Annotated in this window: 24 protein-coding genes and 1 pseudogene; 8 read left to right on the top strand and 17 right to left on the bottom strand. The window is 64.5% G+C overall.

Features of this window, described 5'->3' with window-relative positions:
- The coding region (locus A5779_RS10010) for an MspA family porin (protein ID WP_064881370.1) at nucleotides 1–583 on the bottom strand (583 nt) is incomplete at its 3' end.
- A 271-nt stretch (nucleotides 584–854) separates the two neighbouring features.
- Here A5779_RS10010 and A5779_RS10015 point away from each other — a divergent pair.
- Nucleotides 855–1,463, top strand: coding sequence for an LGFP repeat-containing protein (locus tag A5779_RS10015; protein ID WP_064881372.1), 609 nt, complete (start codon nucleotides 855–857; stop codon nucleotides 1,461–1,463).
- Between the two features lie 65 nt (nucleotides 1,464–1,528).
- A complete protein-coding gene (locus A5779_RS10020; RefSeq protein ID WP_064881373.1) occupies nucleotides 1,529–2,077 on the top strand; it encodes a nuclear transport factor 2 family protein in 549 nt (182 codons plus the stop codon).
- Between the two features lie 14 nt (nucleotides 2,078–2,091).
- Here the strand turns inward: A5779_RS10020 and A5779_RS10025 are convergent, their stop codons facing one another.
- The 5 genes from A5779_RS10025 to A5779_RS10040 form a co-directional block, all read right to left on the bottom strand.
- Nucleotides 2,092–2,658: a dihydrofolate reductase family protein gene (locus A5779_RS10025; RefSeq protein ID WP_064881375.1), complete on the bottom strand. Its 567-nt coding sequence runs from the start codon at nucleotides 2,656–2,658 to the stop codon at nucleotides 2,092–2,094.
- Nucleotides 2,659–2,758: 100 nt separating this feature from the next.
- On the bottom strand, nucleotides 2,759–5,368 hold the full coding sequence (locus tag A5779_RS10030) for an excinuclease ABC subunit UvrA (RefSeq protein ID WP_064881377.1): 2,610 nt from the start codon (nucleotides 5,366–5,368) through the stop codon (nucleotides 2,759–2,761).
- 143 nt (nucleotides 5,369–5,511) lie between these two features.
- Nucleotides 5,512–7,197 (bottom strand): GMC family oxidoreductase, encoded by a 1,686-nt coding sequence (locus tag A5779_RS10035; protein ID WP_064881379.1) that lies wholly within the window; start codon nucleotides 7,195–7,197, stop codon nucleotides 5,512–5,514.
- Between the two features lie 145 nt (nucleotides 7,198–7,342).
- Entirely contained in the window at nucleotides 7,343–7,501 is a 159-nt protein-coding gene (locus tag A5779_RS34010; protein WP_165609767.1) for a hypothetical protein, read from the bottom strand.
- Nucleotides 7,502–7,548: 47 nt separating this feature from the next.
- A complete protein-coding gene (locus A5779_RS10040; RefSeq protein ID WP_064881381.1) occupies nucleotides 7,549–8,403 on the bottom strand; it encodes an alpha/beta hydrolase in 855 nt (284 codons plus the stop codon).
- 95 nt (nucleotides 8,404–8,498) lie between these two features.
- On the opposite strand from A5779_RS10040, the gene A5779_RS10045 reads away from it, so the two are divergent.
- On the top strand, nucleotides 8,499–9,071 hold the full coding sequence (locus A5779_RS10045) for a TetR/AcrR family transcriptional regulator (protein WP_064881383.1): 573 nt from the start codon (nucleotides 8,499–8,501) through the stop codon (nucleotides 9,069–9,071).
- Between the two features lie 105 nt (nucleotides 9,072–9,176).
- Here A5779_RS10045 and A5779_RS10050 read toward each other — a convergent pair whose 3' ends face one another.
- Nucleotides 9,177–9,986, bottom strand: coding sequence for an LLM class F420-dependent oxidoreductase (locus A5779_RS10050; RefSeq protein WP_064881385.1), 810 nt, complete (start codon nucleotides 9,984–9,986; stop codon nucleotides 9,177–9,179).
- A gap of 139 nt (nucleotides 9,987–10,125) precedes the next feature.
- Here A5779_RS10050 and A5779_RS10055 point away from each other — a divergent pair, with 139 nt between their 5' ends.
- On the top strand, nucleotides 10,126–10,854 hold the full coding sequence (locus A5779_RS10055) for a Type 1 glutamine amidotransferase-like domain-containing protein (protein WP_064881388.1): 729 nt from the start codon (nucleotides 10,126–10,128) through the stop codon (nucleotides 10,852–10,854).
- A 610-nt stretch (nucleotides 10,855–11,464) separates the two neighbouring features.
- Here A5779_RS10055 and A5779_RS10065 read toward each other — a convergent pair.
- The 6 genes from A5779_RS10065 to A5779_RS10085 all read right to left on the bottom strand — a co-directional run bounded on the left by A5779_RS10065 (nucleotide 11,465) and on the right by A5779_RS10085 (nucleotide 15,734).
- A complete protein-coding gene (locus tag A5779_RS10065) occupies nucleotides 11,465–12,673 on the bottom strand; it encodes a serine hydrolase domain-containing protein (RefSeq protein WP_236734717.1) in 1,209 nt (402 codons plus the stop codon).
- Nucleotides 12,674–12,754: 81 nt separating this feature from the next.
- Complete coding sequence (locus tag A5779_RS10070; RefSeq protein WP_064881395.1) at nucleotides 12,755–13,237, bottom strand: nitroreductase/quinone reductase family protein; 483 nt, start codon at nucleotides 13,235–13,237, stop codon at nucleotides 12,755–12,757.
- Nucleotides 13,238–13,260: 23 nt separating this feature from the next.
- Complete coding sequence (locus A5779_RS10075) at nucleotides 13,261–13,803, bottom strand: VOC family protein (protein WP_064881397.1); 543 nt, start codon at nucleotides 13,801–13,803, stop codon at nucleotides 13,261–13,263.
- Nucleotides 13,804–13,910: 107 nt separating this feature from the next.
- Nucleotides 13,911–14,528, bottom strand: a complete 618-nt coding sequence (locus A5779_RS10080) for a helix-turn-helix domain-containing protein (protein WP_207549060.1) — start codon at nucleotides 14,526–14,528, stop codon at nucleotides 13,911–13,913.
- Between the two features lie 203 nt (nucleotides 14,529–14,731).
- Entirely contained in the window at nucleotides 14,732–14,887 is a 156-nt protein-coding gene (locus A5779_RS34015) for a hypothetical protein (RefSeq protein WP_165609768.1), read from the bottom strand.
- Nucleotides 14,888–14,972: 85 nt separating this feature from the next.
- Nucleotides 14,973–15,734 carry an IclR family transcriptional regulator gene (locus A5779_RS10085; RefSeq protein WP_064881401.1) on the bottom strand — a complete coding sequence of 254 codons (762 nt, stop codon included), beginning with the start codon at nucleotides 15,732–15,734 and terminating at the stop codon, nucleotides 14,973–14,975.
- Between the two features lie 177 nt (nucleotides 15,735–15,911).
- Here A5779_RS10085 and A5779_RS10090 point away from each other — a divergent pair.
- Nucleotides 15,912–17,189, top strand: a pseudogene (locus tag A5779_RS10090) (DUF6986 family protein).
- Entirely contained in the window at nucleotides 17,186–18,013 is an 828-nt protein-coding gene (locus A5779_RS10095; protein WP_064881403.1) for a bifunctional allantoicase/(S)-ureidoglycine aminohydrolase, read from the top strand. Before A5779_RS10090 ends, A5779_RS10095 begins: the two are co-directional and overlap by 4 nt.
- Before the next feature lie 55 nt (nucleotides 18,014–18,068).
- Here the strand turns inward: A5779_RS10095 and A5779_RS10100 are convergent, their stop codons facing one another.
- Together A5779_RS10100 and A5779_RS10105 are read right to left on the bottom strand one after the other, a co-directional pair.
- Nucleotides 18,069–18,791, bottom strand: coding sequence for an aspartate/glutamate racemase family protein (locus A5779_RS10100; protein WP_064881405.1), 723 nt, complete (start codon nucleotides 18,789–18,791; stop codon nucleotides 18,069–18,071).
- A 12-nt stretch (nucleotides 18,792–18,803) separates the two neighbouring features.
- A complete protein-coding gene (locus tag A5779_RS10105) occupies nucleotides 18,804–20,309 on the bottom strand; it encodes an NCS1 family nucleobase:cation symporter-1 (protein ID WP_064881407.1) in 1,506 nt (501 codons plus the stop codon).
- 224 nt (nucleotides 20,310–20,533) lie between these two features.
- Here A5779_RS10105 and allB point away from each other — a divergent pair, with 224 nt between their 5' ends.
- Nucleotides 20,534–21,901: an allantoinase AllB gene (gene allB, locus A5779_RS10110; RefSeq protein WP_064881409.1), complete on the top strand. Its 1,368-nt coding sequence runs from the start codon at nucleotides 20,534–20,536 to the stop codon at nucleotides 21,899–21,901.
- A gap of 24 nt (nucleotides 21,902–21,925) precedes the next feature.
- Here the strand turns inward: allB and A5779_RS10115 are convergent, their stop codons facing one another.
- On the bottom strand, nucleotides 21,926–23,014 hold the full coding sequence (locus A5779_RS10115) for an FAD-dependent monooxygenase (protein ID WP_165609769.1): 1,089 nt from the start codon (nucleotides 23,012–23,014) through the stop codon (nucleotides 21,926–21,928).
- 194 nt (nucleotides 23,015–23,208) lie between these two features.
- On the bottom strand, nucleotides 23,209–23,760 hold the full coding sequence (locus tag A5779_RS10120) for a YaeQ family protein (protein ID WP_064881531.1): 552 nt from the start codon (nucleotides 23,758–23,760) through the stop codon (nucleotides 23,209–23,211).
- A gap of 204 nt (nucleotides 23,761–23,964) precedes the next feature.
- Between A5779_RS10120 and A5779_RS10125 the strand changes: the two genes are divergently transcribed.
- A complete protein-coding gene (locus tag A5779_RS10125; RefSeq protein WP_064881413.1) occupies nucleotides 23,965–24,768 on the top strand; it encodes a ParA family protein in 804 nt (267 codons plus the stop codon).
- Nucleotides 24,769–24,853: the final 85 nt, after the last annotated feature.

Raw genomic sequence — 24,853 nt, forward strand, 5'->3', positions numbered from 1 at the left:
CGTCCACCTTGATGTGAACGTCCTTCAACGTGACGCGCACCGGTGCGGCCTTGAACGACTTCTTGTTCACCGAGACGTTGGTGACGGTGCCGGGCTTGGGGTGGACCTCCAAGGTGCCCGAGATCGGCATGCTCACCCCGGTCGGGATGATGCCGGCCAGCGTCGAGCCCGACGTGCTCAGACCGATGGACCCGATCAGACGGACCTGGCCCAGCTCGATTCCGCAGCCGATCTGGTAGCCCGTGTCCAGCGTGCCGCCGGTCAGCGAGGTGGATCCGCCGCCGGTGACGGTGCCGGTGAAGGTGGCTCCCACCATGTACTCACGTGACGATGCCGCGGTGGTCAGCGGCGCGACCGGCAGCTGGCTCTCGTCTTTGGCCGACACTGTGAGTTTCCAGCCGTCGGGGGTGGTGACCACGCCCGGCTCGGCGGAGGCGACCAGCCCGTTGTCCGGCGGGGGTCCGGCATCGACGGGTGCGGCGGGATCCGGCGGTGGTGGCGGCGGGTCGGCCGACGCGAGGGGCGTCAAGGCAACCGGGGCCAAGACGCAGACAGCGGCCAGCGTGGCGAAACGATTCAACATGGGTGTCAACGCGCCTCTCGTGGTTGAAATCCGGGGTCGAGATGCGACATCGGATTCGGTAGGAGTGCCCGGTCACGGTATTAGGGGCGCGGCGAAGCTCAGTGAGTTCTATTCGCGCAGAAGTTATCTAGGGGCTGTGCCGCTACGCCGTCGAACGGCGGTGTCAGACAGCGATCGCCTGCGCCACTCAAGTGGTTGGGTTATAGTCCCGGCCGGACGAGGGTTCAGTTGTAACTTGACCCACACCGCAGGTACACGCGAGAGGAAACCCATGAGGACGAGCGCATACCGCCAAACGGCACTTGCCGGTCTGGCTGCAGTCGCGCTGATCACCGCGGGCTGCAGCAACGACAAGAGCGTCGACGCATCGATGTCGCCTCAGGTCGGATTGATCTCCACCTCCACGGTTCAAAACCCGGCGCAGACCGCGCCGGTCAAGCTCATCGGCGAGAGAGACGTCGAGGTGACGCTGACCGGCCCGATCGCTGCCAAATACTCGTCGGCCACCGACAAACAGAAGGAACTCCTCGGCAGGCCGCTGACGGGTGACCGTAACGCGGGCACCCGGGACAGTGGCGTGGTGTTCCAGCAGTTCCAGGGCGGGGTGATCGTCGCCAAGAATGACGAGGCGGGCACGCCTGCGTACATCACCTCGGGCAAGATCCGGGAAGCCTGGAATGTCCCACGCGACCCGGCCGGCGTGCCGGCGGTCACCGGCGACAACGGCTCGGCAGGCCCGCTGGGTGTCCCTACCAGTGACGAGAACGCCGACGGCGATCTGCTGGTGTCGACGTTCGAGCACGGCAAGGTCGAGTTCGACGCGAAGACCGGCGACGTCAAGGTGACGGTCAACGACAAGGTTGTCCCGTCCGGGCTGTAGCCGGCCGACATTCGCGTCGAGAGCTGTCGAGGGGGCAGACCGGGTCGGTCGTCTAGGTTGGCAGGATGTCGGCCGCCACACCAGATCCGCTCGTGCAGGAGATGCTCGACGAATTCGCACTGCGCAAGCTGGTGCACGGGTACTGCCGGGCGGTCGATCGCGGGGACATCGTCACGCTCCGGAGCCTGTACCACCAGGACGCGGACGACGACCACGGCGCTTTCTCATCGGGGTCCGTCGACGATTTCCTGCGCACGCTCGTTGACACCCGTCCGTATCTCCGGTCGATGCAACATCACATCACCACGACGAACTTCGCGGTGAGCGGCGACCGCGCGGAGGGGGAGATCTACAGCATCGCCACCCACACGTTTGTCTCGGGCGACGGCGAAACCGAGCTCATCATCGGTGGGCGGTACCTGGACAAGTATGAAAAGCGCGATGGTGCATGGAAATTCACCGCCCGGCAGATCGTGACCGACTGGGCGCACGTGCACAACCCGTCGACCGTCGACGTGAGTCATCCGATGACGCGCGCCACTCCATTCGGTAGTCCGGGGCCCGATGACCCGTCGTACACGTTCTTCTCGCTACTCGGGCAGAACGCGGAGTAACGCGACGACCCAGATCAGTCGTGTTGCGCCTCATAGCGCAGCAGGACCGTGCCGCCTGGGAAGGTGCGGTTCTCCAACAGTCGCAGCGAGATCCATGACGGCAGTGTCGGGAAGAACGGGGTACCGCCGCCCACGGCGGTGGGTGCGATCACGAGTCGGTACTCGTCCACCAGTCCGGCCTGCACGATCGGCGCGGCCAGTGTCGCGCCGGCCACCTCCATCTGGCCTTCGGTCTCGGCTTTCAACTTTTTCACCACCTCGACCGGGTCACCGCGTTCCAGTCGGGAGTTCCAGTCGACGGCCTCCAGCGTGCTCGAGAACACGACCTTGGGCATGTCGCGCCAGACGTGGGCGAAGTCAACGATCAGAGGGGTTGCGTCCGGGGCTTTGTCGGCAGTCGGCCAGTATGCGGACATCAGTTCGTAGAGCCGCCGTCCGTAGAACGCGCACGCGGTCTCCCGCTCGAAGTCGTTCCAATACTGGTGCAGTTCTTCGCTCGGCTCGGACCAGTCGATGCTGCCTTGTGCGTCGGCGATGTACCCGTCCACCGACACGGTGAAGCCATAGATGAGTCTGCCCATACAGATCAGACTGCACCGGGGAACGGAACTCATCGCGGCGAATCACGAGATCGTGCTCAAGTCTTCGGTGGATGGTGAACGAACGCAGACTCACGGCGGTTCAGCGACAGCGCGCAGCGGCCAGGTAGGGCGCAGTTGCGCTGTCCGAGCATTCCGCAATCTCCGCAGGCGTCCCCGCAGCGACGATCCTGCCGCCGGCCGCGCCGGCGCCGGGACCCAGGTCGATGACGTAGTCAGCCTGTGCGACTACCCGCATATCCAGTTCGGCGGCAACCACAGTGTTGCCCGCGTCGACGAGCCGGTGCAGGTGTGCGAGCAGCCGGTCGGTGTCGGCGGGGTGGAGCCCCGCAGTGGGCTCGTCGAGAAGATAGAGGGTGTCGCCACGGTGCGCACGCTGCAGTTCACCGGCGAGCTTGACGCGTTGCGCCTCGCCCCCCGACAGTTCGGTGGCTGGATGTCCGAGTCGTAGATAGCCGAGCCCGACGTCGCATAGTGCCTCAATAGCTCGAAGTATGTCCGCCTCGCCGTCGAAGAATCCCCTTGCTGACGAAACGCTGAGCTCGAGCACCTCGGCGATGTTGTGGCCGTGCCATCTGATTTCGAGAGTCTCTGCGTTGTATCGGGTTCCATGGCACTCCGGGCATGGGCTGTAAACACTTGGGAGGAAAAGCAGTTCGACCATCACCCACCCTTCGCCTTCGCAGGTTGGGCAGCGCCCGCCTGCGACGTTGAAGGAGAATCGCCCAGGCTTGTGGCCCCGAGCCTGTGCCTCCGGAGTCTCGGCGAACCTTCGCCGGATGTGGTCGAACACTCCTGTGTAGGTGGCGACATTGGATCGCGGCGTGCGGCCGATCGGTTTCTGGTCGATGCACACGACTCTGCGTATGCCGCGGGGGTCGCCGACCACCTCGCCCGAGGCGGGAGGCGCGGCCTCGGCGAGCAGGTCGTCGTCACCCAAGTCGTCGAAGCGGACGGGGCGGCCAAGGTGATCGCCGACGATTTCGGCGAGCGCGTGTGCGACGAGGCTTGACTTGCCCGATCCGGATACTCCGGTAACTGCGGTGAGGCATCGCAACGGGACCGACACAGAAATATCGTGCAGGTTGTTGCGCCGCACGTCGGCGAGCTCAAGCCAGTCGCTCCGATGCCGTGGGGTGCGCGAACTGGACTGTGCGCCCTTACCGAACAAGTAACGGCGCGTGACAGATTCAGTGACTTTGGCCAGACCGGCCGGCGGCCCGCTATAGAGGATCTGACCGCCGTCCACGCCTGCACCCGGCCCGATGTCGACCAGCCAGTCTGCGGCGGCGATGATATCGAGTGAGTGCTCGACCACGAAAACGCTGTTGCCGCTGCGTTTGAGTCCCTGCAAGATGTCGCGCAACGCGTCGCGGTCGCGAGGGTGCAGACCGGCCGATGGTTCATCCAGCACGTACACGACTCCGAACAGCTGAGACGACAGCTGTGTCGCCAGCCGGACACGCTGCAGCTCTCCTCCCGAGAGAGTTGGCGTGCTGCGTGCGAGAGATAGATATCCCAGCCCCAAATCGATCAGCGGTTGCAGCCGCTCCTGCAGATCCGCCACCAATCGCTGTGCGGCGGCACGCTTCTCGGCCGACATGTTGGGTGTTTGCCGAACATCTGGCGCCGCGGTATGAGCGGACCCTCCAGCCTCCACGCGGGCCTTGACCGCCGACCTTCGTGTCTTCTTGTCGAGTACCTCACTGGACACCTCGGGCGCCCAGTCGGGGCCGAGCACAGTGCAGCAGAGCACAGCGAGTTGGTCCAACGTGAGCCGTGACAGCGCGGCGATGTCGAGACCCTCGAATGTCACCGAGAGCGCCTCGGGTTTCAACCGCTTTCCGTGGCACGCTGGGCATGGTCCACTTCCGACGAACTGCGAGACGCGCTTCTTGACGCCGGCGCTCTTGGTGGTGGCGAAAGTATCCAGCACGTACCGGCGAGCACCGATGAAGGTGCCCTGGTAGCTGGGTTCCCAGTCGTCCTTGATGGCACGGCGGGTTTGCGCCGGGGTAAGCCCGGCGTACACCGGTACCGTTGGGCGATCTTCGGTGAACAGGATCCACTCACGGTCTTTGCGCGGCAGCTTCTCCCAGGGGATGTCGACGTCGTAACCGAGCGAGACCAGGATGTCCCGCAGGTTCTGCCCGTACCAGGCGGGTGGCCACGAGGCGATTGCGCGGTCACGGATCGTCAGCGTCGGGTCCGGGACCATCAGTGCTTCGGTCACCTCGTATACCCGGCCCATGCCATGACAGGTGGGGCAGGCGCCCTGAGGTGTGTTGGGGGAGAAGTCTTCTGCGTAGAGCATCGGCTGCTTCGCCGGGTAGTTACCCGCACGCGAGTACAGCATGCGGATCAGGCTGGACAGTGTCGTCACGCTGCCGACCGACGACCGTGTGCTTGTTGCACCTCGCTGCTGACGCAGGGCGACGGCCGGCGGCATTCCTTCGATCGAGTCGACATCCGGAACGCCCACCTGGTCGATCAGGCGACGCGCATAGGGCGCAACGGATTCCAGGTACCGCCGCTGGGACTCGGCGAACAGTGTTCCGAAGGTCAGCGAAGATTTACCCGAGCCCGACACGCCGGTGAAGGCAACGAGGGCGTCGCGCGGGACCTCCACATCGACGTCTCGCAGATTGTGCTCGCGCGCACCACGGACGCGAACTCTGTCGAGAGAGCCCATTTGCCCACGTCCTTCCTGCTCTGGTCACCTCCAAGTCGACTGCTTACACCGACGCTACCGACATCCAAGGGCGCGCTACTGGGAACTCTGGTCTTTCTCGGTTGGGATATGCCAGGAGAGTTACTGTTTTGCCTTGACTCCCGCTATCCCAGGATCGCCCGCGCAGCGCGCTCGGCGATCAGCATGACCGGCGCGTTGGTGTTGCCGGACGTGATGGTGGGCATCGCCGATGCATCCACCACTCGAAGCCCTGCGACGCGATACACCCGGCAGTCGGTGTCGAGCACCGTGGCACGTGACCGCGGAACACCGTGTGTGTCAAAAGCTCCCATCGCGCAGGTGCCCACTGGGTGGAAGATTGTTGTGCCGAGTTCACCAGAGGCTTGCTGCAGGTCTTCGTCGCTCACCAGTTGTGGGCCGGGTAGCAACTCTTCCGGGCCATAGGGGGCCAGCGCCGGCGCTGCCATGATCTGCCGGGTCATCCGAAGACCCTTTACGGCAATGTGACGATCATCGTCAGTCGACAGGTAGTTACAGGTGATCTTTGGATTGGCCAGCGGATCGGCACTGGCCATGCGCACATGGCCACGGGAGCTGGGGCGCAGGTTGCAGACCGAGGGAGTGATCGCTGCATAGCGGTGAAGTGGTTCGCCGAACTTGGGTAGCGACAACGGCTGCACATGCCACTCCAAATCGGGACTCGCCAGCACCGGGTCGCTTTTTGCGAAAGCCCCCAGCGTGGAGGGCGGCATGGTCATCGGCCCTGATCGCAGCGTCAGGTACTGAAGTCCCATGCCGCCACGGGTGACCCAGTTCCGGTACAGCGTGTTGACGGTCCGGGCGCCTCGCACGCGGTAGACCGTGCGCAGCTGCAGGTGGTCCTGGAGATTTTCGCCCACTCCTGGCAGATCGACGACCACCGGCACGTGATGCTGGGTGAGCAGCCCTGCCGGGCCCAGACCCGAGGCCTGCATGAGATGTGGCGAGCCGATCGCCCCGGCGCTCAGGATCACCTCTCGGCGGGCTTGGACGTCGAGAGTCTGGCCGTCCTTGAGCATTCGCAGGCCGGTGACGCGATGCTGGGCCGTGGTCCACGCGCCGCGCCGCTGATCGTCGGGAACCTGGTTGTCCATCAGGAGTCCCAGGGCCTGGGTCCCGGTGTAGACGGTGAGATTGGGCCGGTGGGCGATGGGATGCAGGAACGCATCCGCCATCGACCAGCGCCTGCCTCGTCGTTGGTTGACGTGAAAATAGGCGCTGCCCGAATTGTCGCCCCGGTTGAATTCCGCGATGGGGGCGATGCCGGTCTGGGCGGCGGCGGCCTGCCAGGCATCCAAGATCTTCCAGCGCACGCGCGGCCGCTCGACACGGATCTCTCCACCGGTGCCGTGCCACTCGTCGGCCCCGCCGAAGTAGTCTTCCAACTTCTTGTAGATCGCCAGTGTCTCGCCAGGGGTGTCCGGGCCGCCCCAGCGCCATCGGTCGTCACCAGTGGCCTGCGCCCACAGATCGTAATCGCTTGACTGTCCGCGCATGTGAATCATGGCGTTGATCGACGAGCAACCACCGATCACGCGGCCCCGCGCATAGTGAATGCTGCGGCCGGCCAGGCCTGGATCGGCCTCGGTAGTGAAGCACCAGTCGGTGCGGGGATTGGCGATGGTGTACAGATAGCCCACCGGCACCTTGATCCAGAACCAGTTGTCTTTGCCGCCGGCCTCGATCAAGAGCACACGGTGATCGGGGTTCGCGCTCAGCCGATTGGCGAGCAGGCAACCCGCACTGCCTGCTCCCACGATGATGAAATCGAATTCGGCGACGGGGCTCATTCCGGAATCGTTCCTCCATGACGTCGGGTGCGTGTCCTAGTGTGGCTGACCATCGGGCGCCCACAGGTTCCCATGCTGAAACCAGCTGAGAACAAAGTTGATTCGTTATGAGTTCTCGGTGAGCAATTGTGCTAGTCCAGGCATGTCAATCGGGGGAGCGATCGTCCTGCTCATTGCGACGGCGCGCGGCGTCGATGATCTCGGGCGGGGCCGGCCGCTGCAACCAAGCCCGTATCCGCAGCAAGCCGCCGGCGATGATGCCGACGGCAAGGACCGCGACCAGGATCCAGAGCGCAGTGGACATATGGTCATTGTCCGCCTGGGCCGACCCTGTTTGGGCCGATATCGCACTCACATAGGCCGACAGGTCCTGAGGTAACTGAGGAACGAGGCCTGCACGCCAGTCACGTGCGTTTCGCGCAGGATCTCGCTGGTGACTGCTTCGTTGCGAGACTTGAGGCGATGGAGGACGATGGCCGTGTTCTTCGCGAGGCTTTGGTACACGGCCAGGTCTCCGAGAAGCTCTCTGTCGTTGAGGGTTACGTGAAGTTTGGTGCCACGCCGGCTGTCGCCCAACTCGTCGAGCTGGGCGAAGATCTGACTGTCTTCGGAGATGACGCCGGGGCTGCCCGCTGCGATGCTCTCGAAGAGGGTGCTGCCGGTGAGCCAGGTGTAGAGACTGAAAAGTCCGCCGTAGGAGTAGCCGAAAAGACCGTGACCGCTTGCGGCTGTGTCATAGTCGTGTTCGATCCGCGGGTGCAGTTCGGAAGTAAGGAAGCTCAGGAACACGTCGGCATGAGTGTCGCGTAATTCGGCCAGGTAGGCGTCGGATTCCTCTCGGGTCCTCGCGCCGGTCTCCAACCCCATCTCGACGGCATCGATGAGTTCCTTGGCGATGGGCTCGCCCGGTGGCACGAAGTCTCGGTTGCGCAGCCGATCCCAGTCTTGTGCTTGCTCGCCCGCGTAGCCGACGCTGACTTGGATGTAGGGCTGGATCCGCTGCATCGGGTCCATCTGGGTGACGATCAGCGGAGCCGTCAGGCCCACAGCCCAGTTCCCGTCGAGCACGTACACGACAGGCAGTCGTGCCGTGACGCGGTTGTAGCCGGGCGGCGTGGTCACCCACACGCCGTAGTCATGCCCACCGCTGGAGCGCATCTCGAAATAGTCGGTGTCGGCGAGACAGCCGTGCCACATGGAGCTCATCAAGGGTCCTTCACAACTCAGCGGGCCTCGCAGGACGGCGCCCTCAGTAATAATTATCCATTGGATGACTCTTATCCAATGGATAAACTGCGGGAGTGGCCCTGTCAAGCACGGAACTCAACGGCGGCGCACGCGACCGGCTCCTGGTTCGGCTGCTCGACGCCTTCGAGGGGGACCTCCCTTCGCCGGAGGTGTCGCTGCGGGAGGTCGCCACTCGAGCTGGGACCAGCCACGCACTGCTGCGGTACCACTTCGGGTCACTCTCGGGCGTTTTGGCGGCCATGCTTACGGTGCAGCGATCTCGTGACAACGAGGCGCTTTTCAAGACCGCTCAGCAGGGCACGTTTGACGACCTCGTCGTGGCGATCTGGCGGACCTACACGCGCCCCGAGCAGCTGTCACGCATCCGCGGCTTCTTTCACGTCGTGGGGCTCGCCGCCTACAGCCCAGAAGAGTTTCGCGAGTTCATCGACTCGCTCGACGACCTGACCGCGACGCTGGCCTCACTCGCGGAACGCGAGGGGCACGACACCAAGGAAGCGCGGGACATGGCCACCGTCGCCACTGCCACTATTCGTGGCCTGCTCTTGCAGAAAGTTCTCACTCCGGCACTGCACTCGGAGGACACGGTTGCCTTGATCCTGCGCATGAGCCGAGCCCGTGACTGAGCGCAGCGCGACGCCGCCCGTTCTCGGCCTCGGCGCGGATCGCCGCGGCAAGCGCGATGCGCACGTCATCGCGCCACACCCGTCAAAGACACACGCCGACTGTCGTCACCCGTTGTCCCTCCAGGCGACCACCTGCTTCAGAGATGCGAGGTCGTATCCGTTGTCGGAGGTGAGCTCGGTCTGGAACAGCGTGACGCCGGCTTCGCGGAAGGCGTCGGCGCTGTCGGCGTCCTGCCACAGGGTCGAGCGTTCGATATCGGCGCCGTTGCGGCCGAATGTCGCTGCCAACTCGTCGACGCGGTCGCTGGACTTGCGGAACGCGTCGAGGTCCTGGAACGCGTGCCAGATGTCGGCATGCCTGGCGACGGCGGGCAGCGAGCGCTTGGGGCCCGTGCCGCCGATGAGGATGGGCACCTTGCGCAGCGGCGGCGGGATCAGTGCGGTGAGCCGGTTCTCGATGCGGATCAGGCTCTCGTCGAACAGATCGAAGCGGGAGCCGAAGGTGCCGAAGTCGTAACCATAGGTGGTGTAGTCCTTTTCGTACCATCCGGCGCCCAGGCCAAGGATGAGCCGGCCGCCACTGATGTGGTCGACGGTGCGCGCCATGTCGGCGAGCAGGTCCGGGTTGCGGTACCCGACGCCGGTCACGAGGAGCCCGATCTCGGCATGCGAGGTGATCTCACCCCACGATGCGAGCGCGGTCCAGCCCTCGAAATTGGCGACGTCGGGTTGCTCGTCGAACAGGACGGGCTTGCCGTCGACGAGAGCCTTCATCGCCGGGCGATGGAAGTGGTCGTAACCGAAGATCACGTCAACGCCGAGGTCGTCGGCGGCCAGGACGGCGTCGCGCCAAGTGCGGTAGTCGGGGGCACCGCCGGGCTGGATCTGCACGGCGACGCGAACGGGACGGGTCATGGATGCTCCTGGGTCTGGGAGAGGGCCGACTTTTGAGCCAAGTTGACCGAGGTGCGGGTTTATTCCTTGCGGTGCATGACCTCGTCGCCGGCCGAAAACCGGATTGCCCCCAACGGGCGGTGCGCCTACCGTCCCAGCCATGCCTGCGGATGCACCCACCATTCTGGCGACCAGTGGCGGAATAGGACCGGGGCGGCGCACGCGTCTCGAGTTCACCGCCTTGACCGATTACGCGGTGGAGCTTTCCGGTGTCACCGGACGACCTCCGCGCGTCTGCATGTTGGCGACGGCGATGGGTGACGACAAGGCGGTCCTGCACTACCTCACCGAGGCGGCGCAGGTTCGTGGCTTCGTCCCGTCGCATGTGGCGTTGTTCCCGATGCCGACCGTCGACGATGTCACCGCGCATCTGTTGGAGCAGGATGTGGTGTGGGTGTTCGGCGGCAGTGTCGCGGGACTGCTGGCGATGTGGCGACTGCACGGAGTCGATGAAGCCCTACGTACAGCGTGGCAGGCCGGGGTGGTGCTGACCGGCATCTCGGCCGGTTCCATCTGCTGGCACGCCGGCGGCACCACCGATTCGTTCGGCCCGCAACTACGACCTATTACCAACGGGCTGGGGTTCCTGCCCTACGCCAACGGCGTGCACTACGACTCCGAGGATCAGCGCCGGCCGCTACTACATGAGTTGGTGGGCACCGCGGTTCTTCCATCAGCGTTCGCCACCGATGACGGTGCCGGCGTTGTCTACCGCGGCATTCAGTTCGTCGAAGCCGTCGCCGAAAATCACACCGCGGGAGCGTATTTCGTCGAACGGCGCGACGCCGCCGCGGTAGCCGAGACCGCGCTCGATGTCCGACGGTTGTAGCGCTGAACCCGATCAGTCGTTTCATCGCGACCGTTCGACTATGCGGGGCGTGGTGACCTGCCGCCGGAAGGTGTGTGGGTGAGCCCCAAGGGCGACCGGTCGTATGTGTATGACCTGCGCGCAATGAATGCTACGCAGGATGGACGGCCGCTTGCTCTCGACTAGTGAGGGCCGCGACTCCCAGGCCTGCGAAAAGTGCGGCGCCGCCGCCGGCGACGATTGCGCCGGTAGGCGAGAGCGTTCGGGCTCGGATCCCACGTGCAGCAGCGATGACGTCCAGGAGGTCGGTGAGTAGTCCTAGCTGTAGCGCCCGAGTCTGCAATCGTGGGGAAGCGGTTTCGGTGATCGCGACTGCCAACGTCAGCTCCCGCGAGCCGAAGAGTTGAGTCGTGAGTGGCTGGTCGCGGCCGGCACTGAGTCCGATGAGTCGACCCGTGGTGTTCGGAGCCAACCAGGCGGCGATGCCGGTAGTGAACCGTAGAGCGGCAAAGGTGCGAATGAGCACGTTGCGATTCATACTCTCAACACTTCAGGAAAGCCGGGAGCCCTTCAAGGAAGGGCGTGATGTTCGGCGTGGGGGAGCGCCGCGGGTGTCAGTTGCGTCGCGGTGTCACAGCGCGTCGTACACCGCGGCGATGAGCCGATAGGCACGGCGATCGCCGGCCAACCAGTCGCGGCGCAGATTGGGCGTGAACGCGAAAGCGACCTTGTGTTCGAGATCGGCCAGTCCCACCGAGCCGCCGGCGCCCGGGTGGCCGAAAGCCGTCCGTTGTGCCGGTTCGGGCACCACGAAGTTCTGCGACGGCAGCATGTAGCCGAGCCCGAATGCGCTTTCCAAACACAGCACCCGGTCGTTGCCGCGCACGCGTTCTGTCGTCGCTTCCTGCAGAGGGCCCGGGGCAACCAGGGTTCCGCTGATCAGGTCGCCATAGAATTTGGCCAGGTCACGAGCGGTGGTGACGAGCCCAGCCGCGGGCCAGCCGGCCGCCAGCACTTCTGGATCGTTATAGGATGCAACGGGATTCGTTGATGCCCGGATGAACAGCGATTCTGGATCGGACATCGCGGTCACCATCTCGGCGACGGTGTCGCCCGGTATCGGCGGCGCGTTCTCGACACTCCAGACCCGCTGCTCCGGCGGTGGCGAACTGATCCGGGCAACGTCGGGCACCGCCGTACCGGACGCGCCGATGAACAGCCGATCGCCCAAGTGGCGCCGGGTGAACTCGCCGACAGTCATATCGCTGTGGCGGCGCACGAATTCGCCGACCAGCCAGCCGAAAGACAAAGCGTGATAACCATGTTCGGTCCCGGGCTGCCAGAGTGGGGATTGGCCGGCCAACAGGCCGGCCATCGCCGCGGGGTCGGCAGCTTGGGCCACCGAAACCGGGCGCTCCACGACGGGCAACCCGGCTCGGTGGGCCATCAGGTCGCTCAGCGTGGTCTCGTGCTTGTCGTGTTGTGCGAATTCCGGCCACCAGGCGCTCACCGGGTCGTCGGCGCCGTGGCCGCATTGCTGGACGACCATGAGGGCGGCCGTCGCGGTCACACCCTTGGTGCAGGAAAAGGTTGGACACGCGGTGTCGCGCGTCCACGGACGTCCGGTCCGTCTGTCGGCGATGCCTCCCCATAGATCCACCACCGCACGACCGTCGACGAATACCGCCACCGCGGCGCCGAGGTCGTCGCCGTTGGCCAAACCTGCTTCAAAAACGGCCTTTACTTCCGCAAACGCAGGGTCCGCGTGCCCCGCCGCTGAACTGGACATGCACCGAATTAGAACACGTTCTAGTATTCGGCGAGTGCGGTTCCTCGACATCCCGCTTTATTCGACTCGGCCGTATTCCTTCCGCCACGCAGCAGTTCCTCGCTCCAGATGTGGCGGGGGGAGAGCTGCCTGTCATCCCATGGATCGAGTGGGCGCGAAGCGGATCGTCACCAGTGGCACCGGCCGGTCGATCGTCGCCTGGAACTCGGCCAACAGCTGGTTGTTTCGCCGCACCCACTCGGCGAACTCGTCGTACTCGGCACCCGCCAGCGCCGTCGCCGTTCCCTGACGCGTCTCGGTCCCGATCTCGACAGTGACGGTCGGGTTCGTTCTGATGTTGTGGAACCAGTCCGGATCCCGATCTTCTCGGAACGAGCTGAGGTAGAGCATGTCGCCGCGATAGTTGGGCGCCAGAGGCACTACTCGGAGCGCACCGCTACGGGCACCGGTCGTAGTCAACAGGATCAGCGGGGACCCGATGTAGTGACCGCCGACCTGGCCCGCGTTCGCCCGGAACTCGGCAATCACGTCGTCGTTCCAGTTCGATGGATCTTGGCCGGCTTCCTGATTCCAAGGGGCGTCGGCGTCGTCGTAGCTGATGTCTTGGTTCGCCATGATTGGAACCTACTTCTGGTCGATCAGTTATGGGGGTCAAGGACTTTGGGGAGCGCCTGAAGCAGTGTGTCGTGGATATAGGTGAGTTCGGGAGTCGGCTCCCACGCCGCCGAATCGTCAGTGTTTCCGGACCAGTCGGTGCCGGTGGAGCTCTCGCCCCGGTTGTTGTCCAGGGCGGTCCCGCGTTGGTATACCCACCACAGGTTGTGCCAGGGGTCGAGGAAACGGGAGAAGACTTCACCGAAGAACTCGGTTGGTGAGGTGATGATCTCGGCACTGCCGGCGGCCGCACGCTCCAGCACGACCTCGACATTGTCGACATAAACTTGCAGCAGTGCCGGGGTGAATGGCCAGCCGGGCTTCCGTTCGGCGAACATCACAGTGCTGCCACCGATCTGAAGCTCGGCATGCAGGAGGAGCCCGTCGTCGTCGACGGTGCGGGCGTCGGGATGCTCGACGGCGTCGAACACATCGGTCAGAAAACGGATCAGCCCCTCGGCGTCACGCGTGACGATGAACGGGTTGATCGTCGAGAATCCGGCCGGTGCAGCGGGGACAGCAGTCATGGGTTTCCTTTCGTCACCACTAGTTGATCGCGAGACCGCAGGCCAGTTCTTGAACCAGAACGACAACTCCCGATGCCGACACCGTCGCGGTGTCGTCTGCGGGCGCGTCAGTGCTGCCTACGCCTTTGGGCGGCAATGATCGCGGCCGGGGTCTGACCGCGGATCAACCGCAGTGAGCGCGTCAGATGCGGCTGATCGGCGAATCCGGCCGCGGCCGCCGCTTCCGCAGGCGAGTGCCCCGTCTGCAACAGGAAGTAGCCGTGCTGCGCGCGGTGAAGTTGATCGATCTGTTGAGCGGTCAGCCCGACCGTGCGACGGTAGCGGCGTTGCCAAGTCCGTTCCGAGGCGCCGATCCGATCCCCGTTCAGTGCCTTGCGGACCTCCTCGTCGACCAGTAGCCCGCGGTTCTCAGCCAGGTGATCGACCCAGTCTTCAAGATCGGGCCAGGTTGGCAGCGGCCATCGGTGATCCCCGAGGAGGACGTGGCCGCCCGATACGGGCAAGGTCACCGTCTCGCCGAGTATCGCCCGCTTGGGCACGCCTGGGATTGCGACATAGGCGGCGAGTTCGACGCCCCAGTACCGCTCACCCAAATGCCCGTCGACGACCCGATTGCGCAGGCTCGGACCGTCCAGCTCCGCGGCCAACTCTCCGTCCCGGCGACGGATGAACGACAAACCCCAATACTCGGATCCGATTACCGAATAGCGTTCGGGACTCTCCACGTTCGCGCGCCAGACTGTGCGTACCCACGGTGATCGGCCCGCACGTTCCTCCCACACCCGAGGAAACATACTGCCCGGCACCTCCGGCCACTATTGGTGCCCGGATCAGGTCCGGTTTGGCCATTTGCACAGAACTGCTCGTACGGATCGCCTGCACGCTGAACCGTCACGGCGTGCCGGCAGCGGTGTACGAAGCCGAGGCGTCACCAACGACACGTGGGCAGGGCGGCCTGCTCGATATCGAGGAGCGCACCGGGCAGGTCGCAGACGACTTCGGGCTGGCCGCTGGTGGTGGCCACCGCCCGGACCGCCTTGTGTCCCCAGCGGATCGCGCCGGTAGGCAGTGCGTCGATCAGCATGGCCCGTAGCTCGCCGCGGTGGCATGTTCCGCGACCGTCTGGGTTAGGCGTCGACACCCTTGCGTGAGTAGCGGTAGGCCGACATTTACTGCTCTTTGGCCCCGATCAGGGCTTCCGAGATCACGCCGGTGGCCTTCTTCAGCGCGGGCACGGCTCGGGCGATGAGTTCCTCACTGACCTGAGCCGAGGGCCCGGAGATGCCGATTGCCATCGGAGTCGGGGCGCCGGGCACTGCCATCGCGACGGAGCGAATCCCGATCTCGAGTTCCTCGTTGTCGATCGCGTACCCGTCGATGCGCACGCGCTCGACGTTCGCGAATACCGCGGAGAGGGTGGATGCACTGTTCTCGGTCGGTGCGGGAAGTCCGGACTGTGTCACCAGTTTCAGAATGCGCGCGTCGTCCAACTCGCCCAGAACAGCCTTGCCCACACCGGACGTGTGCAGACCGACGCGCTGGCCGACTTCACTGTTCGTGCGCACCAGCGTCGAAGGCAGAACCTGTCCGGTGTAGATCACCATGTCACCGTCCAGCACTGCGAGACTCGCGGTCTCGGACAGTTCGTCGACCAACGACTGCAGTACCGGAGCGGCGACCGCGCCCAATTGGCGGTTCGCAACTTCGCCGAGCCGAATCAATCGCGGCCCCAGGGCGTAGCGGCGATTGGGTAGTTGGCGCACGTAGCCGATTCCGACCAGGGTGCGCAGGAAACGGTGAATGGTCGGCGGCGGCAACGGAGACTCCGCCGACAACTCTGTCAGCGAGCACTCTCCTCCGGCACGCCCGATCAACTCCATCAGCTCGAACGCGCGCTCCACCGACTGCACGCCGCCTGTCTTCTCCGCCATACATTCCACTCCCGGCCGACAACTGTCGTTCCATCCAACACGCGCAAGATTATTTCCGCAATATGGAATAAGTGTTTCGATGAGGAAACGCATATCAGGCGCCGATTGCACTCGCGTTAAACTCCACAATGTGGAATTGTGTCCATACGAGAACTTTCAGACAAGGGAGGCACATCTGTGACACGACGCCTCGACGATGCGGTGCTGGCCGACGTCGATCGCCGCCTCTCGGCCGCTGACGCAGAACTGGTGAACCGATACCCCGGCGACGACGGCCGTCGGCAGCCGGTCCACACCGTCTACATCCCGGGCAACCGGTACTCGGCGACGATGCCCGCCGACTGGGGATCGATCGCCCTTGCGGCTGCGAAGGACGCGGGCGGGCTCGACGCCGTGGCCGCACTCCTCGGCGCAGGCAGCGGAACCGACTGTGAACCCGAGACTCTCGCAGGCCTCGTCCAAAACAAGCTGGCCACCGAGCCGATCGAAGACCTCCGCATCGACTTCGAGGACGGCTACGGCACCTTCGACGACGCGACCGAGGACGCCGATGTTGCACAGGCGATCGCCGCGCTGCGGATCGCGCTCGACGCGGGCACCTCGACGCCGTTCGTCGGCACCCGATTCAAATGCTTCGAAGCCGGCACCCGGGCGCGCGGACTGCGCACACTCGACATGTTCGTCAGCGGGCTCGTCGAATCCGGCGGTCTCCCGGACGGTCTCACCCTCACCCTGCCCAAGGTGACGTCCGTCGACCAGGTTGAGGCGATGGTCATGGTCGCGAGCGCACTCGAAGGGGCGAACGGACTCACCTCCGGCCACATCCGCTTCGAAGTGCAGGTCGAAACGCCGCAGGCGATCCTCGGCGCCGATGGCCGCGCACCCGTTGCCCAGTTCATCCACGCCGGCCAGGGCCGCGTCAGCTCACTGCACTACGGGACCTACGACTACTCGGCGTCCCTCGGTATCGCCGCCGCCTACCAGTCGATGGAGCATCCCGCGGCGGACCACGCCAAGAACGTCATGCAACTCGCCGTCGCCGGCACGGGCGTGCACCTGTCCGACGGCTCGACCAACATCCTCCCGGTCGGCGAGCCCGACAATGTCGCCAAGGCGTGAAAGCTGCACGCGCGCCTGGTCCGGCGCCACCTGGAACGTGGCATCTACCAGGGCTGGGATATGCACCCCGCCCAACTCGTCACCCGATTCCTGGCCACCTATGCGTTCTACCGTGGCGCCTTCGCGCCGGCCGCGACCCGCCTACGCAACTATGTCCACCGGCTCGACTCGACCGTCATGGACGAGCCGGCCACCGCCCGCGCGCTCGCCAACGTCATCCATCGGGGCAGCGTGTGCGGCGCCCTCACCGTCGATGAGATCGAGACAGCCACCGATCTCTCCATGTCCACCGTGCGCGACATCGCGCTCGGCCACACCACCAGGAGCAACCCGTGACCCCCCCAAGGACCGAAGCGTCGTACTACACGCCCCGCGGCGGACTGCCCCCGCAGACCGATCTGCTGACCGACCGCGCCATCGTCACCGAGGCCTACACGGTGATCCCGCGCGGCGTCCTCTCCGACATCGTCACCTCGGTGTTCCCGGAGTGGACCGATACGCGCGCGTGGATCATCAACCGCCCGGTCGCCGGTGGTGCGACCACGTATTACCAGGCGATCGTCGAGGTCAAGCCGGGTGGCGGGGCGCAGCGACCCGAGCCGCAACCCGCGGTGCAGAGCTTCCTGTTCGTCACGTCCGGTGCGCTCACCGTCGACGCGGCAGATCAGTCGCAGACCCTCACCGAGGGCGGCTTCGCCTACCTTCCGGCGGGCACCGACTGGTCAGCCCACAACAACGGCGACGCCGACGCGACTTTCGTGTGGATCCGCAAGCGCTATGAGGTCATCGAGGGCCACACGCCGTCGGTCAAGTTCGGCAACGAGCAGGACATCGAACCGTCAGCCATGCCAGGAACCGACGGCAAATGGCGGACGACACGCATGCTCGACCCACAGGACCTCGCGTACGACATGCACGTCAACGTCGTCACGTTCGAACCCGGCGCGACCATTCCGTTCGCCGAGACCCACGTGATGGAACACGGCCTGCTGATGCTCGAGGGCAAGGCCGTCTATCACCTCAACGGAGACTGGGTCGAAGTGCAGGAAGGCGACTTCCTCTCGCTGCGCGCCTTCTGCCCGCAGGCGTGCTACGCGGGCGGGCCATCGAACTTCCGTTACCTGTTGTACAAGGACGTCAACCGCCAGATCATGCTCTGAGACAACGAGACCGGGCGCCCACATGGGGGCGCTCAGTCTCGTCTGAGTCGCCGGTCTACGGCTGGATTGGCCAGCCGATGACCTTCTTCTTGCGCGGAGTCGCGTAGGTCCGCACCTTCGACGTGGACAGACCCATCCGAACCAGCCCTTCGGCAATGGTGACCGCCGAGCGGACTCCGTCGACGATCGGGACGCCGGTCGCGGCCCTCACCTTCGCTTCGAGCTCGGCCATGCCGCCGCAGCCGAGGCAGATCACCTCGGCGTGGTCGTTCTCGACAGCCTCTCGAGACTGGCGGACGATCGCCTCGACCGCCCGATCCGGATCCGACTCGAGTTCGAGCACACCGAGGCCCGACGCCCGCACCGAAGCGCACCGCGCATCGAGTCCCGCGAGCTTCAGACGGTCTTCGATCAGCGGGACGGTGCGGTCGAGCGTGGTGACGACCGAGTACTTGTGGCCCAGATACATCGCCGTCGACGCGGCCGCCTCGGTGATGTCGACCACCGGGACGTCGAGCAACTCCTGCAGACCTTCCCGACCGTGCTCGCCGTAGCCGGCCTGAATCACTGCGTCGAACGGCTCGGGGTAGGACGTGATCGCGTCCATGACCGCGATGGCCGCGAGGTAGCTCTCGAAGTTTCCTTCACACGAGTCCGCACCGAAACGCGGTGTGATGCCGACGATCTCGGTACCCGGCGACGCGACACCGCGTGCCGACTCGGCGATCGCATCGGTCATCGAGGCCGTCGTGTTGACGTTGGCGACGAGGATTCTCATGGCGGTTCCTGTCTAGTGCGTGCTCGCCACGGCGATGGGCTCGCCGGAGACGTCGTGGAACGGTCCTCGGCGGTCTGCGACCGTCAGGTACACGATCGCACCGAGTCCTGCGCCGATGAACCAGGAGAACTCCGAGACGACTCGGAAGGCCGGAACGAACGCGAGCAGGAGTGCCACCACCGCGGTGATGATGAGGGCGAGCACGGCACGCACGTTGATGCCCTTCGCGTAGTGGTATTCACCGAGCGCATCGGTTGAGAACAGGGCGGGAACGTTGATCTTGGAACGACGCACCAGCCAGTAGTCGGCCATGATGATGCCGAACAGCGGCCCGAGGATGGCGCCGAGGCCGCCGAGGAAGTAGTTGATGACGGCGGGGGAGTTGTACAGGTTCCAGGGCAGGATCACCAGGCCGACGACCGCCGAGATCAGTGCTGCGCGACGGAAGTTGAGGTGCTTCGGGAACAGGTTGTTCAGCGCATAGATCGGGGCGACGAAGTTCGCCATCAGGTTCACCGCGATGGTCAGGATCAGCAGCGCGAGTCCCGCGAGCACCAGCAGCAGGGTGTTCGGCACTTCCTTGACGATGTCGGCGGGGGATTCGATGATGCGTCCGTCGATGCGGAACTGAGCGCCGGCCAGAGTGACGACGATGCTGCCGAACACCAGCATGTTGAGCGGGATGCCCCAGAAGTTGCCTTTCACGATGGCCCGCTTCGACGTCGCGTTGCGCGTGAAGTCACAGAAGTTGAGGACGAACGTGCCGTAGATCGCGACCCACAGGCTCGCGCCGCCAACGATCTTCAGCCACATGTCCACACCGGTCAGTGAGTCGGGCGTGGTCCACGCGATGGTCCAGTCGGCGCTGCTGAGCATCCAGACCGCGAGAGCGACCATCGTGATCAGAATGACCGGACCGGCGACCGCCTCGTACTTCCGGATCATCTCCATGCCGTAGCTGACGATGACCACCTGGATCACCCACAACCCGAGGAACGAGATCCAACCGAGCGTCGACAACCCCAGGAAGCTGTTCGAGTCGAGCGTCTGGGCCGACGGTGCGAGCGCGACGATCAGAATGCGCAGCACCACCGACGCGAGGTAGGTCTGGATGCCGAACCAGGCGATCGCGACCGCGCCGCGGACGACGGCGGGAATCTGCGCGCCGCGGATGCCGAACGAGATGCGGCTCATCACCGGGAACGGGACTCCGGTCTTTTCTCCCATGAATCCGGACAGGCTGAGCAGCAGGAAGAGGAAGGCGCCGCCGAGGCCGAGGACCAGCAGGATCTGCCACCCACCCAGGCCGAGGGCGAACAGACCGATGGCGAACGAGTAGTTCCCCAGGCTGTGTACGTCGTTCGCCCACAAGGTGAAGATGTTGTACGCGCCCCACCGTCGACCTTCGCGCTTGGTGGGCGCGAGATCGGCGTTGTACAACAACGGGCTCACGTCGGCGAACGGGGTCGCATCGGTACGACTGGAGTCGCCGATGAGCCCGGTGGACTCTGTGGTCATGGATAAGCCTGTCACGGTCAGTGCGACGACGCACGACGTCGACGCATACATTCCATTATGTGGAAGTAATATTCCACGAATTTAGTAAGTAAGTCGCATCCAGGCGCCCACTGTCAAGCCTTTGACGCGATTGACTGTGTCTGTGCTCACACTTAAAGTTGCCCGAAGGGTGGAGCGTTGTTTCCACGATGAGGAATTATGCTGCTAGTCATGGAGAGCTGCCGATGACCACCGATGCGCCCGAGACGCTGAACCACCCTGAATTCGACCTGGTGGTCCGAGGCGAACGCACGCTGACGACGGCGGGAATCGTCGCCCGCGAAATCGGCATCCGCGACGGTCGCGTCGTCGCGATCGAGCCGCTGGGGAGTGGCCTCACCGGCGCGGAGATCATCGAACTCACCGACGAGCAGGTCATGATCCCCGGCCTGGTCGATACGCACGTGCACGTCAACGAGCCGGGCCGCACCGAGTGGGAGGGGTTCGACTCCGCTACCCGCGCGGCGGCGGCGGGCGGTGTGACCACGCTGATCGACATGCCACTGAACTCGATCCCGCCGACGGTCAACGTCGAAGCACTCAACGCCAAGCGTGCGGCGGCATCGGGCAAGACGCACATCGACGTCGGTTTCTGGGGCGGCGCCATTCCGGGCAACACCGACGATCTGCGCGGTCTGCACGACGAAGGCGTGTTCGGCTTCAAATGCTTCCTGCTGCACTCCGGCGTCGACGAGTTCCCGCATCTCGACGCGGATGAGATGGAGAAGGACATGGCCGTGCTGGCCGACTTCGACTCCATGATGATCGTGCACGCCGAGGACTCTCGCGCCATCGACCATGCCCCCACAGCCGAGGGGGACCGGTACGAACGCTTCCTCGCGTCGCGGCCGCGCGGCGCCGAGAATGTGGCGATCGCCGAGGTCATCGAGCGTGCTCGGTGGACCGGCGCCCGCGCGCACATCCTGCACCTGTCGTCGTCGGATGCACTGCCGATGCTCGCGACCGCAAAGCGTGACGGCGTCAAAATCTCTGTCGAGACGTGCCCGCACTACTTGACGCTTCTCGCCGAGGAGATCCCCAACGGCGCAACGGCATTCAAGTGCTGCCCGCCGATCCGTGAGGCGTCGAATCGTGAGCTGCTGTGGCAGGGCCTGCTCGACGGCACGATCGACTGCATCGTCTCCGACCACTCACCGTCGACGGTCGACCTGAAGGACGTCGAGAACGGTGACTTCGGCGTTGCCTGGGGCGGTGTCGCGTCACTGCAGCTCGGCCTGTCGTTGATCTGGACCGAGGCCAAGCGTCGCGGGATAAAGCTCACGCAGGTGCTCGAGTGGATGGCGGCCAAACCCGCCGCGCTCGCCGGACTGAACAACAAGGGCAAGATCGCGCTTGGCTACGACGCCGACTTCGCGATCTTCGAGCCCGACTCGGCGCAGGTCGTCGACGTGCACAAGCTGCACCACAAGAACCCGATCAGCCCATACGACGGACGGGCACTGGCCGGTGTGGTGAAAGGTACCTGGTTGCGCGGCAAGAAGATTGACTTCAAGACCGCGCAGGGTCGGATGCTGCGCCGCGGCGGCGTGTAGCGCCTCGGGTACGTGTAGCGCAGCTCAGGTATTGGTGCGCGAGCCCAGCGTGCCGATGCCCATTCCCGCTGGCCGCCAGTGGCTGACCGCCCCCGCCATGAGACCGAAGATACCGTCAGGCGTGAGCCGTAAAGCCAGATTTCGGACCGTTTCCGCCGTGTGAAGGCCTGGGGTCGCGAAATGCGATCCAGCCTTTGAGGCGGTGTACAGCGTGAGGATTCGCGCCCGGCGTTTGGCCAGGCCCTCGGCGCCACCCTTGGCTAAAGTGACGGCGTCTTCCATGGCCAGTGCTGCGCCTTGGCCGAACGTCGGGCGCATCGTGTGGGCGGCATCGCCGATGAGTGCGACCTTGCCGCGTACGAGTTGGCGCGGTGGTCGGGCTTCGAAAATTTCCACAGCGACCATGCGGTTGGGATCCGCGGCGTCAATAAGCGTCGGGAGTGGTGCCGGCCAGTGGCGGTACGCGTGCAGTTCGGTTCCGTCTTCCCGGGTTCCGCCGTAGATGTAGGTACGGCCATCGACGAGGGGCAAGATCCCGAAATCTGTTGTACGGCCCCAGATTGGTCCGAAACCGGCATCTAGTTGCCGGTCGACGATCCAGGCCCATCCTGTGATTCCGGTGGAGTGCGGTGGAGGTGCGTCCGGCCAGAGCGATTTTCTGACAATGCCCCGTGTTCCGTCCGCGCCGATGACCAGATCAAAACGGCGTTCCCTCCCGTCGATGACCACGACACCGTCCGTACGCACCCCTGTCACGATGCTGGAGTAGTGCAGGCAGTCGGGCGGAAGCCTTTCGGTCAACCAGCTGAGTAGCTGACTGCGCGCCACTGCGGCGTACCGATCTCCACCGGTGAGCTGCGCAAGCGTTCGGCGGATGAGTACAGCGCCATCCGAAGTGCGCACGGTGGCAGGCATACGTGACCACGGTTCAGTCACGACACGTCCTCGAACGCCGAGGATCGACAAGCAAGTGAGCGCATTCGGGGCGAGGGAGATAGCGCCGCCGGCAACGGATGGTCCAAGGGATTTCTCGAACACCGAGACGTCGTGACCGACTTGCCGAAATGCAATGGCTGCCGCCAATCCCGCGAAACCGCCACCGATGATCCCCACCCTCATCACCTCAAGCTACGACGTCCTGTAGTAGATGTCGAGGGGCGACGGTTGGTTTACGAAGGCGCGTCTTCGCCCGAGGAGTCGCCGGTATCCAAGTGATGCATGATTCGTTCGTTGAGGGTTGTCAGCTTGTCGATGGCGTCGGCGTCCATGGCGCCTGAACCATCGACTGGCACCTCGGGCTCAGACACTCACTGCAATGGCTCGGGCGTGAAGGTGACGTCGACTCCGCCTACGGTCATCGTCACCTGACCTTCGATCATCATCACCTGCGCGGAGATCCGTCGATCGACAGTCTGGGCTAGTTGCTGCACCGGTGCGTGCGGAATCTGCACCACCGACAGGTTCGCCAGCCCCGCCACTTTGGGGCCGACGGTGCGCCACCAGGTGGCCACGCCGGCGGCAAACGGGAACAGCAGCACCTGGTCGGCCTGGCCGGCCGCCTTGCCCAACACGCGTTCGTCGGGCTGGCCGACATTGATCCACTCCAGGATCCGGCCGGTGTAGTCGGCGAGCCGCAAGTCCGGCACGCCAGGGGTGGACAGGCCCGGCCCGAACGCCAACTCACCGTCGACGTCGCTGAGTCGGTGTGCGCGCAGGCCAAACGCCAACAACCGCACCACCATCCGCTCATCGGTCTCACTGGGATGGCGGGCCACCGTCAGCGTGTGATCGGCGTAGTAACCGTGATCGACATCGGAGACGCCAAGTTCGACTTTGAACACTGTTGCAGAAAGGGCCACGGCATAGTGTCCACCCTGGCGGGGCTCCCCGGGTAGTTGTGCCGCCATGAGTGGTCAGGCCACCGCCTAGCCGTCGGCGTGTAACACAGCGTGCGCGAGGTCCTCTGTCCGACATATAGGCTGAGAGCGCATGGTGTCTGGCAACAGCGCGAAGACGATGGAGGAATGCAGCGAGGTGAGTCAGGCAATGCATAAGGGCTCGCGATGGTAGCTGTTTCGGTGCTGGTGCTTTCCGGTAAGGGCGGAACAGCGAAAACGCTATGGCAGATGATGCTGGCGGGGGAGGCCTCGCGGGCCGGGATCTCCGCGTTGTTGGTCGACGCAGACCCAGAGCGAAATCTGTCTAATCACTTTGGAGTGTCGCAGCATTCGACCGGCTTGGGTTCGGTGCTCGAGGATGCCGATATCAGTTTTTGGGGGAATCCCGACAAAGGTGCGAAGCGAATCGATGAGGAGATCATTGAAACTAGATGGCCCGGCATCGATTTGCTGCCTGCAGGTGCTTCCTTGGGCCGTGTTGCGGGCTTCGGCGTATCGGACACCGGATTGTTGCGGGCCATCTTTGACGCTGCCGGCATCTTTGGTCGTTATGAGGTTGTCCTGATCGACACTGGCGGCCGCACTGGCTCTCTGGAAGCCCTGGCAATGCATCTAGGTGACGTTGCGTACGCGCCGATCACTCCGACCCTTGATGCGGTGCGCAAAGCCCGCGAGGCCCGTGACAGAGTTGAGCGTATCCAACGAACACATCCACTCAGGTGGTGTGGTGTAGTTTTATCCGGTTTCGACCGTAGAAACGGCATCGACCAGTCGATCAGGGAACAAGTACAGACGGAATTCGGCGACGAGGTCCGTGCTGAGCTGCCACGTCGGGCCGTTGTCAATGAGGCCTTCCAACTCGGAAACCGACTCGGTGATTGCTCCGACCCAATCGCGACGAATCTCGCGCGAATCTTCCGAGATTTCCTGGAACGCGACCTGCTGGGTCGAAACACGAGCGACCGGTGATTCCAGCGAAATGAGCTAGGGGACAACGGGATAACGATTGCGGTATACGGTGTATGCCGCGTGACCCGCCATATTCGATTTCGCC

The sequence above is a fragment of the Mycolicibacterium peregrinum genome (genome assembly GCF_001665625.1).
GTDB classification, from domain to species: Bacteria; Actinomycetota; Actinomycetes; order Mycobacteriales; family Mycobacteriaceae; genus Mycobacterium; species Mycobacterium peregrinum_B.

What these genes read in the sequence shown, in the direction of transcription:
- A5779_RS10040 (WP_064881381.1), bottom strand. Translation starts at nt 8,403, where the DNA reads ATGAGCTCCATGTGGCACGGCTGTCTCGCCGACACCGACTATTTCGAG.
- A5779_RS10070 (WP_064881395.1), bottom strand. Translation starts at nt 13,237, where the DNA reads ATGGCGAACCAAGACATCAGCTACGACGACGCCGACGCCCCTTGGAAT.
- A5779_RS10075 (WP_064881397.1), bottom strand. Translation starts at nt 13,803, where the DNA reads ATGACTGCTGTCCCCGCTGCACCGGCCGGATTCTCGACGATCAACCCG.
- A5779_RS10085 (WP_064881401.1), bottom strand. Translation starts at nt 15,734, where the DNA reads ATGGCGGAGAAGACAGGCGGCGTGCAGTCGGTGGAGCGCGCGTTCGAG.
- A5779_RS10050 (WP_064881385.1), bottom strand. Translation starts at nt 9,986, where the DNA reads ATGACCCGTCCCGTTCGCGTCGCCGTGCAGATCCAGCCCGGCGGTGCC.
- A5779_RS10100 (WP_064881405.1), bottom strand. Translation starts at nt 18,791, where the DNA reads ATGAGAATCCTCGTCGCCAACGTCAACACGACGGCCTCGATGACCGAT.
- A5779_RS10035 (WP_064881379.1), bottom strand. Translation starts at nt 7,197, where the DNA reads ATGAGCCCCGTCGCCGAATTCGATTTCATCATCGTGGGAGCAGGCAGT.
- A5779_RS10105 (WP_064881407.1), bottom strand. Translation starts at nt 20,309, where the DNA reads ATGACCACAGAGTCCACCGGGCTCATCGGCGACTCCAGTCGTACCGAT.
- A5779_RS10055 (WP_064881388.1), top strand. Translation starts at nt 10,126, where the DNA reads ATGCCTGCGGATGCACCCACCATTCTGGCGACCAGTGGCGGAATAGGA.
- A5779_RS10065 (WP_236734717.1), bottom strand. Translation starts at nt 12,673, where the DNA reads ATGTCGAGGAACCGCACTCGCCGAATACTAGAACGTGTTCTAATTCGG.
- A5779_RS10015 (WP_064881372.1), top strand. Translation starts at nt 855, where the DNA reads ATGAGGACGAGCGCATACCGCCAAACGGCACTTGCCGGTCTGGCTGCA.
- allB (WP_064881409.1), top strand. Translation starts at nt 20,534, where the DNA reads ATGACCACCGATGCGCCCGAGACGCTGAACCACCCTGAATTCGACCTG.
- A5779_RS10125 (WP_064881413.1), top strand. Translation starts at nt 23,965, where the DNA reads ATGGTAGCTGTTTCGGTGCTGGTGCTTTCCGGTAAGGGCGGAACAGCG.
- A5779_RS34010 (WP_165609767.1), bottom strand. Translation starts at nt 7,501, where the DNA reads ATGTCCACTGCGCTCTGGATCCTGGTCGCGGTCCTTGCCGTCGGCATC.
- A5779_RS34015 (WP_165609768.1), bottom strand. Translation starts at nt 14,887, where the DNA reads ATGCTGATCGACGCACTGCCTACCGGCGCGATCCGCTGGGGACACAAG.
- A5779_RS10025 (WP_064881375.1), bottom strand. Translation starts at nt 2,658, where the DNA reads ATGGGCAGACTCATCTATGGCTTCACCGTGTCGGTGGACGGGTACATC.
- A5779_RS10030 (WP_064881377.1), bottom strand. Translation starts at nt 5,368, where the DNA reads ATGGGCTCTCTCGACAGAGTTCGCGTCCGTGGTGCGCGCGAGCACAAT.
- A5779_RS10020 (WP_064881373.1), top strand. Translation starts at nt 1,529, where the DNA reads ATGTCGGCCGCCACACCAGATCCGCTCGTGCAGGAGATGCTCGACGAA.